The following is a 16,090-nucleotide window of genomic DNA, read 5'->3' as shown; positions in this document are numbered from 1 at the left end:
TCCGGCCACAGTACTTAGAGGACGAGTGACAGCAGCAGGACGAAGCCCAGGCCGACCACCGAGATGATGGTCTCCATCACCGACCAGGTCTTGATCGTCTGTCCGACCGTCATTCCGAAGTACTCCTTGACCAGCCAGAACCCGGCGTCGTTGACGTGGCTGAAGAACAGCGAGCCCGACCCGATCGCCAGCACCAGCAGTGCCGTCCCCGTGGTCGACATGCCCGCGGCGAGCGGGGCCACCAGACCGGCCGCCGAGATCGTGGCGACCGTCGCCGAGCCCGTGGCCAGGCGGATGGCCACCGCGATCAGCCAGGCCAGCAGCAGGGCCGGGATGGACCAGCCCTGCGACAGCTCCAGGATCATCCGGCCGACGCCCGCGTCGATCAGGGTCTGCTTGAACCCGCCGCCCGCGCCCACGATGAGCAGGATGCCCGCGATCGGGGCCAGCGACTTCTCCACGGTCGTGGAGATCCGTTCCTTGGTGAACCCGGCCGCCCGGCCGAGGGTGAACATGCCCACCAGCACTGCCGTGAGCAGGGCGATCAGCGGGGATCCCGCGACGTCCGTGACCCGCTGCAGGCCGTTCTCCGGGTCGTCGACAACGATGTCCACCAACGCCTTCACGAGCATCAGCGCCACCGGCAGCAGCACGGTGAACACCGTCGCCCCGAACCGGGGGCGGTGCTCGAGCTCCGCCGACGGCCGCTGCGGGATCATGTGCTCGGGCGCCGGGATGTCCACCCAGCGGGCCGCGAACTTGGAGAAGAGCGGCCCGGCGATGATGACCGTCGGGATCGCCACCAGCACGCCGAGGGCGAGGGTGACGCCGAGGTTCGCGTGCAGCGCGTCGATGGCTACGAGCGGGCCGGGGTGCGGCGGGACCAGCCCGTGCATCACGGACAGGCCTGCCAGCGCCGGGATGCCGATCCGCATCAGCGAGTAGTTGCCGCGCTTGGCCACGAGCAGCACCACCGGGATCAGCAGCACGATGCCGACCTCGAAGAAGAGCGGCAGCCCGATCACCGAGGCGATCAGCACCATGGCCCAGGGCATCGCCCGGCCCTTGGCCTTGGCGAGGATGGTGTCGACGATTTCGTCCGCGCCGCCCGAGTCCGCGAGCAGCCTGCCCAGGATCGCGCCGAGCGCGATCAGTACGCCGACCCCCGCGACCGTGGCGCCGAGCCCGGCGGTGAAGCTGGCGATGGTCTTGCCCAGCGGGGCGCCCGCGAACACCCCGAGGGCGAGCGAGCCGACCGTCAGCGCCAGGAAGGCGTGCAGCTTGAGGCGGGTGATGAGCAGGACGATGACGGCTATGCCCGCGAGGACGGCCACGCCCAGCTGGGCGTCCCCGGCCGAGGTGATCGGGGCGGGCGCGGCCGCCGCCAGTATCTCGACGCTGAGACCTGTCACGGTGGGTTCCTCAGCTTTCTCGGGAGGGAGCGGCGGGCGGGAACACGCCAGGCAGCGCGGACAGCGCGGCCAAGGCCCGTTCGGTGATCTCCTCGGGTGATCCGGACACGTCGACGACGACGCCGAGTTCGTCCTGCCGCAGCGGCTCCAGCGTGGCGAACTGCGAATCCAGCAGGGCGGCCGGCATGAAATGGCCCGTGCGGGCCGCCATCCGCCGCTCGATCAGCGGGCGTTCTCCGGTGAGGTGCACGAACACCGCGTCGGGCGCGGCGCTGCGCAGGCGGTCGCGGTAGGCGCGCTTGAGCGCCGACGAGGCCACCACCGCGCCCCGGCCCGCGGGCCGGGCGCGGATCCGCTCGCCGATGGCGTCCAGCCAGGGCCACCGGTCGGCGTCGTCCAGCGGAATCCCGGCGGACATCTTGGCGACGTTGGCCGCCGGGTGGAACGCATCGCCCTCCACGTACGGAACGCCGAGCGCGTCCGCGAGCAGCCTGCCCACGGTCGTCTTGCCCGTGCCGGCCACGCCCATCACCACCAGCACGCGCTGGGTGCCGCTCACTTCGTACCTCGCTGTCTTCGCCGACATCGGTTCGTGCGCCCTCACTGAAACCTATTAAGTAGTACTTATTCAAGGGTTCGGCAGTAAACATCACATCTTTGGTTCGCCGAGGGGTCGCCGTACGCTTACGCCATGACCACTGAAGGCCGGGGACTCCACTCCCACGTGCTGGACACCCTCGGCCTGGCGATCACCGCGGGGGAGCACCCGCCCGGCAGCGTCCTGCGCACCGACGAGATCGCCGAGCGCTTCGACGCCTCGCGCACCGTGGTCCGCGAGGTCGTCCGCGTGCTCGAATCCATGCAACTGGTCGAGTCCCGCCGCCGGGTCGGCGTCACCGTGCGCCCGACCGAGGAGTGGAACGTCTACGACCCGCGCGTCATCCGCTGGCGCCTCGCCGGCACCGACCGCCCCCGCCAGCTGCGCTCCCTGACCGTGCTGCGCTCCGCGATCGAGCCGGTCGCGGCCGGCCTCGCCGCCGCCCGGGCCACCCCCGACCAGTGCGCCGCCCTGACGGAGGCCGCCCTCGGCATGGTCCGCACCTCGCGCGGCCACCAGCTCGACGGCTACCTGCACCACGACATCGCATTCCACCGGATCGTGCTGAACGCCTCCGGCAACGAGATGTTCGCCCGGCTCGGCGATGTCGTCGCCGAGGTCCTGACCGGCCGTACGCAGCACGCGGTGATGTTCCACGACCCCGACCCGGCCGCCGTCACCCTGCACGTCCAGGTCGCCGAGGCCGTACGGGAAGGCGACGCGGCCCGCGCCGAGGCCCTGACCCGGCAGATCGCGATGGGCGCCCTGGAGGAACTCGACGTCCTCGCGCCGGCGCCCACCTCCCCGTGACGGGCCTCCCGGCCGACAGAGCGGAACAAGTCATTCAATAGAGTCGGCCCATGAAGTTCTTCAGGTCCAAGTCCGCCACCTCGTACGATCCCCACCTCCCCACCCTGACGACCCGCCAGGCCGAACACCTCCGGGAACTGGTGCACCGTCACCATGCCGGCCAGGGCGTACAGGTCACCGTGGCCGGCGACTCCGTCCACGCGCCCCAGGGCATCCGGGCCCTGCACAACCTCGCCGAGTTCGTGCGCCACGCCGACCCGCGGGACTGGCCCCGCATCGTGGAGCAGCACTTCACCGCCCTCGACAACGCCTCCCGCTCGACGGCGGACGCCCCTGACCGGACGCTGCGCAGCGCGTACCTGCGGCTCGTGCCCGAGGACTCCATCCCGCCGCAGGCCGCCCCCTCCTTCAGCTACACCCGCCGCATCGCCCCCGGACTGCTGGAGACGCTCGCAGTCGACCTCCCCGACGCCGTACGGATCCTCGACGACCAGGACGTCGCCCGCATCGGCCTCGAAGCGCTGCGCACCGCCGGCCGCGCCAACCTGGTCGCCGAGCCCGTCGAGTACGAGACCACCCGCACGCAGAGCGGTGGGCTGCTGCACATCGTCTCGGGCGAGTCCATGTTCGTCGCGAGCAAGGCGCTGGTCCTCGACGAGCTCGTCCGCTCCGTGACGGGAAGTCATCTTCCTGCCGACGGCGCCCTGTTCACCGTGCCCAGCCGGCACCACCTGGTCTTCCACCCGCTGGCGGACCACCACGTGGTCGACGCCGTCAACGACCTGGCCGCCTTCGGGCTCGGTGCCTACCAGGACGGCAATCCGGGCCCCCTCTCACCGCGGCTGTACTGGTGGCACCAGGGCGCCGTGACGAGCCTGACGCAGATCGACGAGGCGACCCGGTCCTTCTCCGTGGTCCCGCCCGACGAACTGATGGCGGTCATGCGCCGCCTGCACGCCGCGATGGCCTAGGGGCCGTCCCGATCCCCGGTGGATCAGCGCGCGGCGTCGGATGCGGTGCATCGCAAGGCGGAGGAGCGTCGTCATACCGGGCGTATATGGGCGTTCCGGCAACGCGGCGAGGTGCCGCAGCTGTCATCGTGCGCCCGCCGGGGATTACGGGACAGCCCTCAGGGAGTGCCGGCGAAGTAGGCGGCGGCCATGTCCTGTTCGGCGTGGCCGCGTGCCGCCGCGCGGTGGAGACGGGCCGCGGTGGCCCGGGCCAGGTCGACGGCCACGCCCGCCCGGTCCGCCGCCTCCGCGATCAGGCCGGTGTCCTTCTCGGCGCCGTGCACCGTGAAGCTCGGGGCGAAGTCCCGCTCCAGGACCGCCTTCATCTTCGCCTGGAGGTACGGGTTGTCCATCGGGCCGCCGGTCAACGCCTGGGCGAACAGGCCCGGGTCCACCCCCAGGCCCTCCGCCAGCGCGAGGGCCTCACCGACCGCCGCCGTCAAGGTGATCGCGTACCCCACCGTCGTCAGCTTCAGGCGGGTCGCCGCCCCCGCCTCCTCCCCGGCCCGGAGCGTCTTGCCGCCCACCGCGGCGAACACCGGCTCCAGCCGCGGATCCGCCGGTCCGGAGGCCAGTACCACCAGCGTCCCGGCCTCCGCGGGCTGCCGGGTCCCCTGCACCGGGGCGTCCACGAACACCAGGCCGTGCTCCCGGGCGAAGCCGGCGAGCTCCTCGAGCGCGACCACGCCGACCGTGCTCATCTGCGCCCACACCTGCCCGGCCCGCAGCCCCGGCACGGCCGCGGCCATCGCCTGCGCCACCGCCGAGCCGTCCGTCAGCATGGTCAGCACCACATCGGCCCCGTCGACCGCCTCGGCCGGGCCGGCCACGACGACCGCACCCTCGGCAGCCAGCGGCTCGGCCTTCTCCCGGGTCCGGTTCCACACCCGGAGCTCGAACCCGGCCCGCAGCAGGTTCCGGGCCATCCCCGAGCCCATGATCCCGGTGCCCAGCAGTGCGACAGTCTCCACGGCGTCACTTCCCTTCCCGATACGTCCAGTTGCCGCCCAGTCTGGATGCCGTGCGCCACCGGAGGGTCACCCCACGCCCGGCGCCGCCCGGACCCGGAGTCCGATCACCCGGGTCCGGCCGCCCGCCGCGCCGGTGGCCGGACGGCCTCCGGTTCCGGATTCAAGAGGCCTGACCTCCGCCGCCCGGTCGGGCGGGCAGGGCGACGGGCATGACCAGCGTCGTGAAGCTGCCCTGGTCGGCGGAGCGGACCAGGACCGGCCGGGCGGGCGCCAAGGAGATCTCCAGCAGGACGTCCGGCCCGACGGCCGCCTCCAGGGCCGGCGCCAGCACCGCGGGGTCGAAGCCGATCCGCACCGGCTCCGCCTCCTCGCGTACGGCGGCCAGCCGGGCGGCGCAGGCGCCGGTGTCCGGCCGGGACACGAGCAGCCGGTCGCGGCCCAGTTCCACCTCGACGGCCGGGACGGCGGCGCCGCACGAGTCGAGGGCGGCGATCAGCGCGGCCCGGTCCACGACCACCCGGTGGGCGGGGCCGTCGAGGGCCGCCAGCATGTCCCGGTACGCGGGGAACGCGCCGTCGGACGGCACCACTTCGCGGGAGCCGCCCGGATGCCGGACCGTGAGCGGGACCGGCGCCCCCTCGGGGCCGGCGGTCACCGTCACCTCGGCGACCCGGGCCGCCCACGTCCCCAGCGCGACCAGGGCGTCCGCCTCGATCAGGAACCGGCCCGGCGGCCCGGTCAGCGCCGAGGGCCGCAGCGTACGCAGGGCGAACCGGTAGCGGTCGGTGGCCACGAAGCGGACCTCGTCCTCCTCGAACTCCACCAGCACACAGCCCAGGACGGGATGCCCCGGGTCCCGCCCGGCGGCCGGCGCCACCTGCCGGGCCGCGCTGGCCAACTCGGCTCCGCCGAGTGTGAACTCGGTGACCGCAGGGCCGCCGGGCAGTCCGCCCAGCACCGCCCCGATCGCCGCGTCGGCGGCCCGCCCGCGCTCCCGGACCGCGGACCGGTGCCGCTCCAGCACCTCCCGGACCCCCTCGGGCGGCCCGTCGAGTACGGCGACCACATCGGCCAGCGCCAGCCCGGCGGCGCGCAGATCGCGGAGCAGCACGGCCCGCGGCTGCTGCGCGGCGGTGTAGTGGCGGTAGCCGGTCGCGGGGTCCACGTGGGCGGGCAGCAGCACGCGGCAGTCGTCGTAGAAGCGCAGGGCGCTGGGTGCGAGTCCGACCCTGCGGGCGAACGCGCTGATGGTCATCAGATCGGGCGAGGTGTCGTCGGTGTCGTCCATGACCGCGATTGTCGACTTTCATCCTGCTCGAAGGTCAACTCACCGCCGGATAGCTAGCTCTCCTGGCTCTCGGCCGCCGTGCGCGGCGTCGTCTGCTGCACCGCCCAGCCGTTGCCGTCGGGGTCGGAGAAGTAGACGAACGAGCCCCACGGCATGTCCTGGATCTCCGTCACCTCGACGCCCCGGCCGCGCAGGTCCTCGTACGCCTCCTCGATGTCGGTGACGACGACCTGCAGGTTGTCCAGCGACCCCGGGGCCATCCGGGTGAGGCCCTTGCCCAGGGCGATCGAGCAGGCCGACCCCGGCGGGGTCAGCTGCACGAAGCGGATGTCCTCGCTCACGGTGACGTCGTGATCGGCATGGAAGCCGATCCGCTCGTAGAAGGACTTGGCCCGGTCGACGTCGGTGACGGGGACGGCGACCAGCTCCAGCTTGATGTCCATCGGTGCTCCACGCTCCAAGGTCGGTGGTCGGCAGCGGCCCGCCGCATGAGGGCCTCCCGGCATCATGCTCCCGCAGCCGGTACGGCGCCGCCCGGGGCGGCATCCGCCGCGGCGAACTGGGTCCGGTACAGCTCCTCGTACCGCCCGCCCGCGGCCAGCAGCTCCGGGTGCGTCCCGCGCTCCACGACCCGGCCGTCCTCGACCACCAGGATCAGGTCGGCCGCCTGTACGGTCGACAGCCGGTGCGCGATGACCACTGCGGTCCGGCCCGCCAGGGCCTCGCCCAGGGCCTCCTGCACCGCCGCCTCCGAGGTGGAGTCCAGGTGCGCCGTGGCCTCGTCCAGGATCACCACCCGCTGCCGGGCCAGCAGCAGCCGCGCGATGGTCAGCCGCTGCCGCTCACCGCCCGAGAGACGGTAGCCGCGCTCGCCGACCACCGTGTCCAGGCCGTCCGGGAGGGAGGCGACCAGCCCGTCCAGCCGCGAGCGCCGCAGGGCCTCCCAGATCTCCTCCTCGCCCGCATCCGGCCGGGCCAGCAGCAGGTTGGACCGCACCGACTCGTGGAACAGGTGTCCGTCCTGGGTGACCATGCCGAGCGTCTCCCGGATGGAGTCGGCCGTGAGGTCCCGTACGTCGACCCCGCCCAGGCGGACGGCGCCCGCATCGGCGTCGTACAGCCGCGGCAGCAGCTGCGCGATGGTCGACTTGCCCGCGCCGGACGAGCCGACCAGGGCGATCATCTGACCGGGCTCGGCGCGGAACGACACCTCGTGCAGGACCTGCGTACCGCCGCGGGCGTCGAGTACCGCGACCTCCTCCAGCGAGGCGAGCGAGACCTTGTCGGGGGAGGGGTAGCCGAAGGAGACCCGGTCGAACTCCACGGCCACCGGCCCGTCCGGTACCCGGCGGGCGTCCGGCTTCTGGGCGATCAGCGGCTTCAGGTCGAGGATCTCGAAGACCCGCTCGAAGCTCACCAGGGCGCTCATCACCTCGACGCGGGCCCCGGCGAGCGAGGTCAGCGGGGCGTACAGCCGGGTCAGGAGCAGGGCGAGGGCGACGACGTTCCCGGCGTCCAGGGTCCCGCGCAGGGCGTAGTACCCGCCGAGCCCGTAGACGAGCGCGAGCGCGAGGGCAGAGACCAGGGTGAGCGCGGTGATGAACGCCGACTGGGCCATCGCCGTACGGATCCCGATGTCCCGTACGCGCGCCGCCCGCGCCGCGAACTCCGCGGACTCGTCGGCGGGCCGCCCGAAGAGTTTGACGAGGGTGGCGCCCGGCGCGGAGAAACGCTCCGTCATCTGCGTGCCCATCGCCGCGTTCAGCGTCGACGCCTCTCGCTGCATCGCGGCCATCCGCGTCCCCATCCGGCGCGCCGGCAGCACGAACACCGGCAGCAGGACGAGGGCCAGCAGGGTGATCTGCCAGGAGATGCCCAGCATCACGGCCAGCGTCAGCAGCAGGGTCACCGTGTTGGCGACCACCCCGGACAGGGTGTTGCTGAACGCCCGCTGGGCGCCGATCACATCGTTGTTGAGCCGGCTGACCAGAGCCCCGGTCCGGGTCCGGGTGAAGAAGGCCACCGGCATCCGCTGCACGTGGTCGAAGACGGCCGTCCGCAGGTCCAGGATCAGCCCCTCCCCGAGCGTGGCCGACAGCTTGCGGGTGAGCAGCCCGAGTCCCGCCTCCGCGACCGCGATCACCGCGATGAGCAGGGCGAGCCGGGTGACCGCACCGCTGTCCCGGCCGTCCACGATGGCGGTGACCACCCGGCTGGCGAGGACCGGGGTGGCCACCGCGAGCAGTGCGGTCACCACGCTGAGCAGCAGGAACAGGGTGAGCCCGCGGCGGTGCGGGCGGGCGAATGCGGCGACCCGGCGCAGGCTCGCCCGGGAGAGCGGGCGCCGGTCCTGCTGGGCGTTCATCGCGCTGTGCAGCGATGTCCAGGCGGTGACTTCCATGTCCATGGGGGGAACGCTAAGACCTAAACCAAACTTGAGGTCAATGCATTGGCCGGATCGGTGTCGAACCCCCGCCCGTACGAGGGATGTTCACGCATCCTGTGGACTGTCAGCGGGGGGTGCCATCATCGGGGGATGACGCAGGGATCGACGCAGGAACCAGGGTCCGGTCACTCCGGTCGGACGACCACCGACACCGTCCTGCACCTGTTCGAGCTACAGGCGCGGGAGACCCCGCAGGCATACGCCGTCATCGCCGGCGTGAACAGCCTCACGTACGGGCAACTGAACGCCCGCGCCAACCAGTTGGCGCATCACCTGATAGCCGACGGACTGGCGCCCGGCGCCGTCGTGGCCATCGGGACCGCCCGCCGGACCGAGATAGTCGTCGCCCTCCTCGCCGCCCTCAAGGCCGGCGGGGCCTACGCCGTCATAGACGTCGAGGTTCCGCTCACCGGGCAGCGGCAACTCGCGGCCCTCACACCGTACGTCCTGCTCACCGACGCCGCGCACCACGCCCGGCTGGACGACGGCAGCGGGCTGCGGGTGATCCGCCTCGGCGCGGAGGCTGCCGAGACGGCCGGCCGGCCCACCGCAGCGCCGGAGCGGACCGAGCCCGGCGCGACGGCCGCCGTCCTGTTCACCGGAGCGGCGTTCCCGCGCGCCGTCCCCGTCGGCCACGCCCGGCTGCTCGCCGCCCACGAGGCCTGGGCCGAGGTCATCCGGCCGGTCCCCGAGGACCGTCACCTGATCACCCACGGCCCCGACCTCACCCCGTTCGCGGCCGGCTGGACCCGGGCCCTGTGCTCGGGCGGCGCCCTCGTCGTGCCCGAGCGCACGCCCTGGACGCCCGAGGGGATCCGCCGGGCGGTCAAAACCGAGCAGGTCAGCGTGGTGCACACCGACCCGCCGGGTGCGACCCGGCTCCTCCTGCACGACGCCGCAACAGCCGCCGGACCCCGCGCGGGATCTGCGGGCCGCGCGCGCGGTCGCCGCGACTTCGACCCGGCCCTGGGGTCGTTGCGACTGGTCACGGTCACCGGGGACCGGCTGTTCCTCGACGAGCAGGACGCCCTGCAGGGCAGGCTCCGGGCCGGCGCCCGGCTGCTCAACGTGTACGGGCTCACCGAGACGGCGGGCACCGGCACCTGGTTCGAACTGCCCCAGCTGCCCCGGCCGTTGGACGACCCCGAGCAGCTCTGCCTGATCGGCTCACCCTTCCCCGGCTGCCGCGCGGACGTCCGTGACGGACAGCTGCGCCTCACCCCGCCCGACGGCGGCGACGCGATTCCCACCGGCGACCTCGCGGAGATCCGCCCCGACGGGCTGCTGGAGTTCCGGGGCCGGATGCGCGACCGGATCGCCACGGCCGACGGCGTGTTCGACCCGCACGCCGTCGAAGCCGTCATCCGGAGCCACCACGACATCGGTGCAGCGCTCGTGGCCGAGATCCCGGAGGGCGGAAGCGGTGCGCGCAGACTGGTCGCCCACGTGGCACCGCCCGCCGACGCTCAGTCCTGGCCCCCGGCCGCCGATCTGCCGGACGGCGGCCGGCTCCGCCAACACCTCGAGGGGAAGGTGCCGCGGGCGCAGATCCCGCAGGCCGTGATCCGGCTCCGCACCCTGCCCCGCAACCGCGCGGGCCAGGAGAACCGGGAGGCTCTGCCCCAGCCCGTGCTCACGGCGAAGCCGGGCCGGGGGAATGCCGCGGGGGGCTCCGGAAAGTACACGGCCGCCGGCAGTGGCACCCTCACACCGCTCGGGCTCGCCGGCTGCGGCATTCCGTTCCTGATCGCCACCGGCCTGATCTTCTTCGTCCTCTCGAAGATCTTCTGGCCGGGCTCGACCGACCTGAGCGGTGTGCCCCACCCGTGGGCGTCCCTGTTCTTCGTGCTCTACCTGTTCGAGGGAGCCGCATTCGCCACCGGGCTGATGTTCCTCTTCGGAGGCCGCGCCAGGATGCTGCGCCACGGACCCGGCCACCGCCCCGGCCTCACGACGGCCGCGCACCTGGCGGTGGCCTACCTGCTCCTCGCCTGGTGGCCGCAGGACAACTTCTACCGGCTGGCGGCCAAGCAGGACTGGCCGCTCCAGGCCGCCCTCGTCTACGTCTTCAACATCCCGCTGATGATCGCGGCCGCCATCGTCGCCCTCTACATCACCCGGAAACCGCCTTCGCCGTTCGACTATGACGAGGCCGACGCCCCCGGCGGCTCCGGCATCCGCTGATCTTCGGCGAATGCCGCCCCGACGGCGATCGCCTCCGCCCGTACCAGTGCCTCGGCCGAGTCCAGCACCTCCCTGCTGTGCGCGGCCACGAGCACGCCCAGCCAGGGCGCCGCGTCGAAGGCGCCGGTCGGGATCGCCGGGAGGAACACCGCCCCGAGCTCCGCGCAGCGGCGGGCCAGCGTCTCGCACAGCTCTTCGAGCGGCGCCTCGGGCAGCCTGGCCCCCAGGTCCACCCGGTCCACGATCCGTACGAGATGGCCCGCGCCCCGCAGCGCGTCGAGCCGGGCCGCCACCATGAAGGCCACGGACGGCCCGGTGAGCCGCAGGTTCGTCTCGGTCGGCGCCAGCCGCCCCGCGCCGTCGGCGACGAAGTCCACGTCGAACCAGCCGCGGTAGCCGGCGGCCGCCAGCTCCCGGCCCACCGCTTCCCCGAAGGCGAGCAGCGGTTTCTCCGCCCATGCGGGCACCACCCCGGGGCCCACCGTGGCACCGCGGTACCCGGTGCCCACCACGTCCATCACCGCGCCGCCGACCTCGTGCACCCGGCCCGGCCCGTCCACGAACCCGTCGTACGTCAGGTCGCGCGGTGCGCCGGGCTCCGTCGGGCCGGCCACGTACTCCTCCACCAGCAGCGGCCCGCGCGGCAGAGCGCGCAGCACCGCGCGGGCGCCGCCCGCCGCCCGGACCCGGTCCGGTGTCACCACCGTGGTGCCCGAACCGCCGACACCGTGCTCCGATTTGAGAACGGTGCTCTCGCCCGCCTCGGCCCGGGCGGCCAGCAGCCGGGCCGCCGCCCGCCGGTTGGCGGCCGGCCACTGGGCGGGGAGCACGATCCGGGGATGCCCGCCGCCCGCCAGGATCCGTGCGAACAGGCCGTGCGCCGCCGCCTTCGACTCGTACTGCAGCTCGCGCGGCCGCCACGGCCGTCCGGTCAGCCGCGCGAACGCCTCCGTCCGGCCCCACGGTACGAGGGGCAGCCCGGCCGCGGTCAGCCGCCCGGCCAGCGCCGGGCGGGCCCGTACGGCAGCCGACAGCCCGGGACCGCCGCCCACCAGGCCGTCGTACACCTCCACCCCCTCCCCTTCCGGCCCCTCCCATTCCAAGACGTGGCAGACCCGCTCGATCCAGCCCCGCGGCACCGCCGCGGGCAGCACCAGCGCCCGCGGCCACGGGCTGTAGAACGCGGCCAGGCAGGCGTAGTGGTGCGCGGCCCGCTGTTCGCGGTCCAAGGAGGCGTCGGCGAACTGGGCGTTGTACTCGGCGACATTGCCCACGTGCACGGCCGGTCCGCCGCCGGTCCAGGCCCGTGCCCAGTCGGCGAGCGGCGCGGGCGCCGCCTCGAACCGCACCAGGCCGGCGGGCACGTCGTCGTCGCCCGGCCGGCAGGACGCGGGTGAAGTCAGTGCGCCCATGGCCCGGTAGAACCCCGCCGCATGCGGATCGGCGTCGATCAGCAGTCTGCGGAACCCCAGTCCGGCGGCCCGGCCCAGTGCATCCCGGTACAGCCGTCGGCCCACGCCCCGCCCGATGGCCTCCGGCTCCACGAACAGCAGCCCCAGCCGCGCCACCGGCGCCGCGCCCTCCAGGGAGGCGAGCCCCAGCACCCGCCCGCCGGAGGCGTCCTCGGCCACCACGATCCGGCGGTCCGCCACCTCGCCGGCCCGGATCCGCAGTTCGTGCGCGCAGGAGGCCAGGAAATCCGCGTCGTACCCCCAGTACGCCTTGGAACGAACCACCAGCGCGGTGAGCGACTCCGCCTCACCGGCCCCCGCCGCTCTGAGCTTTACCATTCCCTGACCTCCCCATGGTCTGCCGCAAGACCGTGCGATAGATTCGGCCACCCTGACGGCAGGTACGCGTCAGGTACGGCAGGACCTTCCTACCCCCGCGGAGAACGGCTTCTCAATGAGCGACATCATCAACGGACTTGGCCGTACCAGCGCCTTCGGTGCCCTCGGCCTGGTGCTGCTGATCCTCGGCATCGTCCTGGTGGACGTGCTGACGCCCGGGAAGCTCCCCAAGCAGATCTGGGAGGAGCGCAACCGGAACGCGGCCGTCATGCTGAGCTCCGCGCTCATCGGCGTCGGCGGGATCGTCTTCACCTCGATCTGGACCACGTACGACGACTTCGGCAAGGGCCTGCTGTCCACCGCCGCCTTCGGCCTGCTCGGCCTGGTCCTGATGGGCGTGGCCTTCCTGGTGCTGGACTGGGTGACCCCCGGCAAGCTCGGCGCCATCGTCGTCGACCCGGAACCGCACCCGGCGGTCTGGGTCACGGCCTGCTGCAACCTGGCGGTGGCCGCCATCGTCGCGGCCTCGATCGCCTGACCCGTTTCCTGACCGTGCCGAGAGCGCCGCTCCCCGGGGGGAGCGGCGCTCTCGGCACGGGCCACCAGGTCGCCTAAGTGGCCACGCTCGAGCCGTGCGACGGGGGACCGCAGGGCGCGGTGACACAGATCCACACGCGCTCCCCTTCGGGAACCGTCACTCGCGTGTCGTCGTTGCGGTCGTTCTTGCCGGGGCGGACCTTGCCCGGGCCCTGCTTGACCACGTCACCCTTGCCCTGTCCGTCCTGGGTGGTGTCGGGCTTGACGATGATCCTGCCCTCGTCACTGTCCTTGGGAGTGATCAGGAGAAGGTTGGAGACATGGGGCTCGTCGTTGGGAAGGCGTGCGTCGGGCGAGCCGATGTCGCCGTCGCTCACGACGGTGTGCGCCGTCGCCGGAGTGGCGGCGAAGGCCCCGGTGGGCAACAGCACGGCGCCTGCAGCGGCGGCGGTCGAGGCAGCGAACACGAACATACGCCGCATCCGAAAGGGGTGCGTCATGGGAGTTCTCCTTGAGTGAGTGGGCCGATGCGGGTGGGCCACTACGTGTGCCCATGTCCAGTAACCCCCTGCCCGCGCCTCGCGTCATGCCCCTGCATTCCGTGGCTTGACGGACCGCAACGGTCCTGCTAATCGCCCCGGCTCACCCATCGCCGAGCCGAATCATCAGGCCAGACCCAGGGCGAACACCGCGAAAGCGGCCGCCAGCAGTCCCGCGAGCGTCCGCCGCACCGCCGTGGCCCGCTTCCACGGCTCCTCGAACCGGCGCGCGTACCGGGCGATGCCCACCAGCAGCGCCGCGAACACCGGCATCCACGCCAGCCGCGCCGCGATCCACCCCGGGCTGTCCGGCGCCGTCGTCAGACCCGCCAGCCCTCCCGCGAACGAACCGGGTACGGCCGCCGCGAGCATGGCCGTCTGGTGCCAGCACAGGATCGTCATCGCGCACAGGTTGATCACGACCACCGGGGCCCACAGCACCGGCCGGGCGAGCAGCTTCGCCAGCCGGTCCCGCAGCAGCAAGGCCGCCCCCGACTGCGCCGCGGCCAGGGCCAGCACCAGCAGCGACGGGGGGTGCGAGTTGGTCCGCGCCTCGCCCGGTACGCCGACCATCGACGCCGGGTAGTGGAACACCGTCAGCAGAGCCGCGAACAGCACGGTCCCGCCCGCCAGCAGTAGCCAGGCCCCGCGCCGCCCGATCCGCCGCTCGCCCCAGGACACGCCCAGCTGGTACGCGAACAGCCAGCCCGGCAGGATGTTCACCAGCGCCAGCCACGAGGGCACGGAGTCGGCGAGCGGCCCGTAACGCAGGAAGTCCACCACCGCGACCGCGGTGAGCAGCGGGGCCGCAGCCCAGCCGCCGAGCCGGTGCGCCGCCCGTACGCAGTACGGGGTCAGCGCGGTGACCACCACGTACACCCCGACGAACCACAGCGGCTGGATCACCAGGGTGGCCCCCGTCCGCAGCGTGGCTTCCGGCACCCCCGCCGCGTACAGCACCGGCGCGGCCAGCGCCCACACCGCCGCGACCCCGAGCACCGGCCGCCCCAGCCGGGCGATCCGGCCCTTCAGCCAGGCCCCGGCGGACCCCGTGCGGCGGTGGTACGAGAGCACCGAGGCATAGCCGCCGACCAGGAAGAAGACGCCCAGCATCTGGAGCACCCAGCTGGCCGGCGCGAGCCCGCCGAACGCGGACAGCGGGCTGGCATTGTGCAGAGCGCCCTCCCCGTCGAGGGTGAAGCCGCCCAGGAGCCAGTGCCCGGTCGGCACGGCCAGCAGGGCGAGGGCGCGCAGCCCGTCGACGGCCCGGTCCCGGTGGGCGGGGGTCTGCCGCTCGATCCGGTCCGCCGTCCCCCTGAGCAGGGTCAGAGCGCTCACCGGGCCTCTCCCCTCGCGATGGCGGCGAAGGCCGCCAGGGACTGGCTACCGGGTGCGAGATAGCCGGTGTGGCCCTGTACGTCGGCGGCGGGCACCTTGCGGGCGCCGAAGGCGGCGGAGGCCGGATCGGTGCCGTGGCCGATCCCGGCGAGCTGCACGTTCGGCACGTCGGCGATCCAGTCGGAGGGCCCCCGGGCCGCCCAGACGCGGGCCGCGGTGTGCAGGCCGGCCGCGTTGCCGGCGCGCATGCCGGGGGAGCCGAACACGACGATGTCGGTGGCGTCCGTGTGCCGGGCGGCAAGGCCCCCCACCACCGAGCCGTAGCTGTGGCAGAACAGCACCGGGTCGGGCGCGCCGACCGCGTCGAGCCCCGCCGTGAACCGGGCCAGCCGGTCCGCGCCCGCCTTCGCGAGCCGCCCGGACGCCGCGTCCAGACCGACTCCGACGGGGGTGGTGTAGCCGGTCCAGGCCACCACCGCGGTGTTCTCGCCGGCCGCGGCGTGCAGCGACCGGGCCATCCCGGCCGGACCGGTGTTCGGCGCGCGCTTCGCGTCGTACGTGGTGGCGTCGCTGTCGGAACCCGGCACGATCACCGACACGTGCGCGGCCCGTTCCAGATCCCCGAAGACCTCGACGACCTGGCCGCGCCCGCGCGGGTCGAACGCGAGGATCTGCCGCCCCGGCGAGGCGAGCGAGGCGTAGCGAGCCTCGCCGGTCGCGAGGACGGCCAGCCGGTTGGCCTCGTACCTGAGGGTGACCGGGGCCCCGTCGAGGTTGCCGGCCACCAGCGGGTGGTGCCGTACGAGCTCCCGGCGCCCGGCCTCGTCCAGCCCGGCGAAGAACCGGGCCACGTCGTGCGGTGAGGCGCTCGCGGGGTCGGGGAGCGAGCGGCCGGACGCGGTGTCGGCCCGCCAGGCGGCGGTGCCGGGCGGCGGTCCGGTGACGGCTTGCTGGCTGTCGCCGGAGGCCCATCCCGCGGTCCCCCCGACCACGGCCACGGCCAGTGCGGCCGTGACCAGGGTCCTTCCGAAGCGGCGCATGCCCCTTCTCCTCTCCTCGTGACGGGGAGGAAGGTAGGAAGGAGGTGCCGGGCCGGGCGTCGGACCGTGGAGCCAAGTCGGATGTCATACCCCGGTAGGGGGTGGAGGAGATGCGCTGCGCCGGGCC

The 16,090-nt window shown here is 73.4% G+C and carries 14 protein-coding genes; 4 read left to right on the top strand and 10 right to left on the bottom strand.

Annotation, left to right across the window (positions count from 1 at the left end):
- Window positions 1-14: 14 nt before the first annotated feature.
- Both ACZ5WG_RS15275 and ACZ5WG_RS15270 read right to left on the bottom strand, forming a co-directional pair.
- The gene (locus tag ACZ5WG_RS15275) at window positions 15-1,412 is read right to left on the bottom strand and encodes a GntT/GntP/DsdX family permease (RefSeq protein WP_468723370.1); all 1,398 of its coding nucleotides are present in this window, start codon (window positions 1,410-1,412) and stop codon (window positions 15-17) included.
- A gap of 10 nt (window positions 1,413-1,422) precedes the next feature.
- Window positions 1,423-1,998: a gluconokinase gene (locus ACZ5WG_RS15270; protein WP_468723368.1), complete on the bottom strand. Its 576-nt coding sequence runs from the start codon at window positions 1,996-1,998 to the stop codon at window positions 1,423-1,425.
- A gap of 105 nt (window positions 1,999-2,103) precedes the next feature.
- Between ACZ5WG_RS15270 and ACZ5WG_RS15265 the strand changes: the two genes are divergently transcribed.
- Window positions 2,104-2,820: a FadR/GntR family transcriptional regulator gene (locus ACZ5WG_RS15265; protein WP_468723366.1), complete on the top strand. Its 717-nt coding sequence runs from the start codon at window positions 2,104-2,106 to the stop codon at window positions 2,818-2,820.
- 50 nt (window positions 2,821-2,870) lie between these two features.
- Window positions 2,871-3,791 (top strand): hypothetical protein, encoded by a 921-nt coding sequence (locus tag ACZ5WG_RS15260; RefSeq protein WP_468723364.1) that lies wholly within the window; start codon window positions 2,871-2,873, stop codon window positions 3,789-3,791.
- A gap of 158 nt (window positions 3,792-3,949) precedes the next feature.
- Here ACZ5WG_RS15260 and ACZ5WG_RS15255 read toward each other — a convergent pair whose 3' ends face one another.
- The 4 genes from ACZ5WG_RS15255 to ACZ5WG_RS15240 form a co-directional block, all read right to left on the bottom strand.
- On the bottom strand, window positions 3,950-4,801 hold the full coding sequence (locus ACZ5WG_RS15255; protein WP_468723362.1) for an NAD(P)-dependent oxidoreductase: 852 nt from the start codon (window positions 4,799-4,801) through the stop codon (window positions 3,950-3,952).
- A 160-nt stretch (window positions 4,802-4,961) separates the two neighbouring features.
- The gene (locus tag ACZ5WG_RS15250) at window positions 4,962-6,089 is read right to left on the bottom strand and encodes a DNA polymerase III subunit beta family protein (protein ID WP_468723360.1); all 1,128 of its coding nucleotides are present in this window, start codon (window positions 6,087-6,089) and stop codon (window positions 4,962-4,964) included.
- Between the two features lie 53 nt (window positions 6,090-6,142).
- Window positions 6,143-6,532 (bottom strand): VOC family protein, encoded by a 390-nt coding sequence (locus tag ACZ5WG_RS15245; RefSeq protein ID WP_468723358.1) that lies wholly within the window; start codon window positions 6,530-6,532, stop codon window positions 6,143-6,145.
- A 62-nt stretch (window positions 6,533-6,594) separates the two neighbouring features.
- Complete coding sequence (locus ACZ5WG_RS15240; RefSeq protein ID WP_468723356.1) at window positions 6,595-8,496, bottom strand: ABC transporter ATP-binding protein; 1,902 nt, start codon at window positions 8,494-8,496, stop codon at window positions 6,595-6,597.
- A gap of 129 nt (window positions 8,497-8,625) precedes the next feature.
- Between ACZ5WG_RS15240 and ACZ5WG_RS15235 the strand changes: the two genes are divergently transcribed.
- Entirely contained in the window at window positions 8,626-10,719 is a 2,094-nt protein-coding gene (locus ACZ5WG_RS15235) for an AMP-binding protein (RefSeq protein ID WP_468723355.1), read from the top strand.
- Here the strand turns inward: ACZ5WG_RS15235 and ACZ5WG_RS15230 are convergent.
- Complete coding sequence (locus tag ACZ5WG_RS15230; protein ID WP_468723353.1) at window positions 10,677-12,509, bottom strand: GNAT family N-acetyltransferase; 1,833 nt, start codon at window positions 12,507-12,509, stop codon at window positions 10,677-10,679. The genes ACZ5WG_RS15235 and ACZ5WG_RS15230 overlap by 43 nt on opposite strands.
- A 115-nt stretch (window positions 12,510-12,624) precedes the next feature.
- Between ACZ5WG_RS15230 and ACZ5WG_RS15225 the strand changes: the two genes are divergently transcribed.
- Window positions 12,625-13,047 carry a DUF350 domain-containing protein gene (locus ACZ5WG_RS15225; protein WP_266637178.1) on the top strand — a complete coding sequence of 141 codons (423 nt, stop codon included), beginning with the start codon at window positions 12,625-12,627 and terminating at the stop codon, window positions 13,045-13,047.
- A 73-nt stretch (window positions 13,048-13,120) separates the two neighbouring features.
- Here ACZ5WG_RS15225 and ACZ5WG_RS15220 read toward each other — a convergent pair whose 3' ends face one another.
- The 3 genes from ACZ5WG_RS15220 to ACZ5WG_RS15210 form a co-directional block, all read right to left on the bottom strand.
- A complete protein-coding gene (locus tag ACZ5WG_RS15220; RefSeq protein ID WP_468723352.1) occupies window positions 13,121-13,546 on the bottom strand; it encodes a hypothetical protein in 426 nt (141 codons plus the stop codon).
- 165 nt (window positions 13,547-13,711) lie between these two features.
- Window positions 13,712-14,923 carry an acyltransferase family protein gene (locus ACZ5WG_RS15215; protein WP_468723350.1) on the bottom strand — a complete coding sequence of 404 codons (1,212 nt, stop codon included), beginning with the start codon at window positions 14,921-14,923 and terminating at the stop codon, window positions 13,712-13,714.
- Window positions 14,920-15,963: an alpha/beta hydrolase gene (locus ACZ5WG_RS15210; RefSeq protein WP_468723348.1), complete on the bottom strand. Its 1,044-nt coding sequence runs from the start codon at window positions 15,961-15,963 to the stop codon at window positions 14,920-14,922. The genes ACZ5WG_RS15215 and ACZ5WG_RS15210 overlap by 4 nt, the downstream gene beginning before the upstream one ends.
- Window positions 15,964-16,090: the final 127 nt, after the last annotated feature.

This window comes from Streptomyces sp. NPDC032745 (genome assembly GCF_055579465.1).
The sequence above is the reverse complement of the archived record's forward strand: the minus strand, read 5'-3'. Positions and strand labels throughout refer to the sequence as shown.

Coding starts and splice junctions, on each gene's coding strand:
- ACZ5WG_RS15210 (WP_468723348.1), bottom strand. CDS start 15,963: ATGCGCCGCTTCGGAAGGACCCTGGTCACGGCCGCACTGGCCGTGGCC.
- ACZ5WG_RS15245 (WP_468723358.1), bottom strand. CDS start 6,532: ATGGACATCAAGCTGGAGCTGGTCGCCGTCCCCGTCACCGACGTCGAC.
- ACZ5WG_RS15260 (WP_468723364.1), top strand. CDS start 2,871: ATGAAGTTCTTCAGGTCCAAGTCCGCCACCTCGTACGATCCCCACCTC.
- ACZ5WG_RS15230 (WP_468723353.1), bottom strand. CDS start 12,509: ATGGTAAAGCTCAGAGCGGCGGGGGCCGGTGAGGCGGAGTCGCTCACC.
- ACZ5WG_RS15250 (WP_468723360.1), bottom strand. CDS start 6,089: ATGGACGACACCGACGACACCTCGCCCGATCTGATGACCATCAGCGCG.
- ACZ5WG_RS15235 (WP_468723355.1), top strand. CDS start 8,626: ATGACGCAGGGATCGACGCAGGAACCAGGGTCCGGTCACTCCGGTCGG.
- ACZ5WG_RS15270 (WP_468723368.1), bottom strand. CDS start 1,998: ATGTCGGCGAAGACAGCGAGGTACGAAGTGAGCGGCACCCAGCGCGTG.
- ACZ5WG_RS15220 (WP_468723352.1), bottom strand. CDS start 13,546: ATGACGCACCCCTTTCGGATGCGGCGTATGTTCGTGTTCGCTGCCTCG.
- ACZ5WG_RS15265 (WP_468723366.1), top strand. CDS start 2,104: ATGACCACTGAAGGCCGGGGACTCCACTCCCACGTGCTGGACACCCTC.
- ACZ5WG_RS15225 (WP_266637178.1), top strand. CDS start 12,625: ATGAGCGACATCATCAACGGACTTGGCCGTACCAGCGCCTTCGGTGCC.
- ACZ5WG_RS15240 (WP_468723356.1), bottom strand. CDS start 8,496: ATGGACATGGAAGTCACCGCCTGGACATCGCTGCACAGCGCGATGAAC.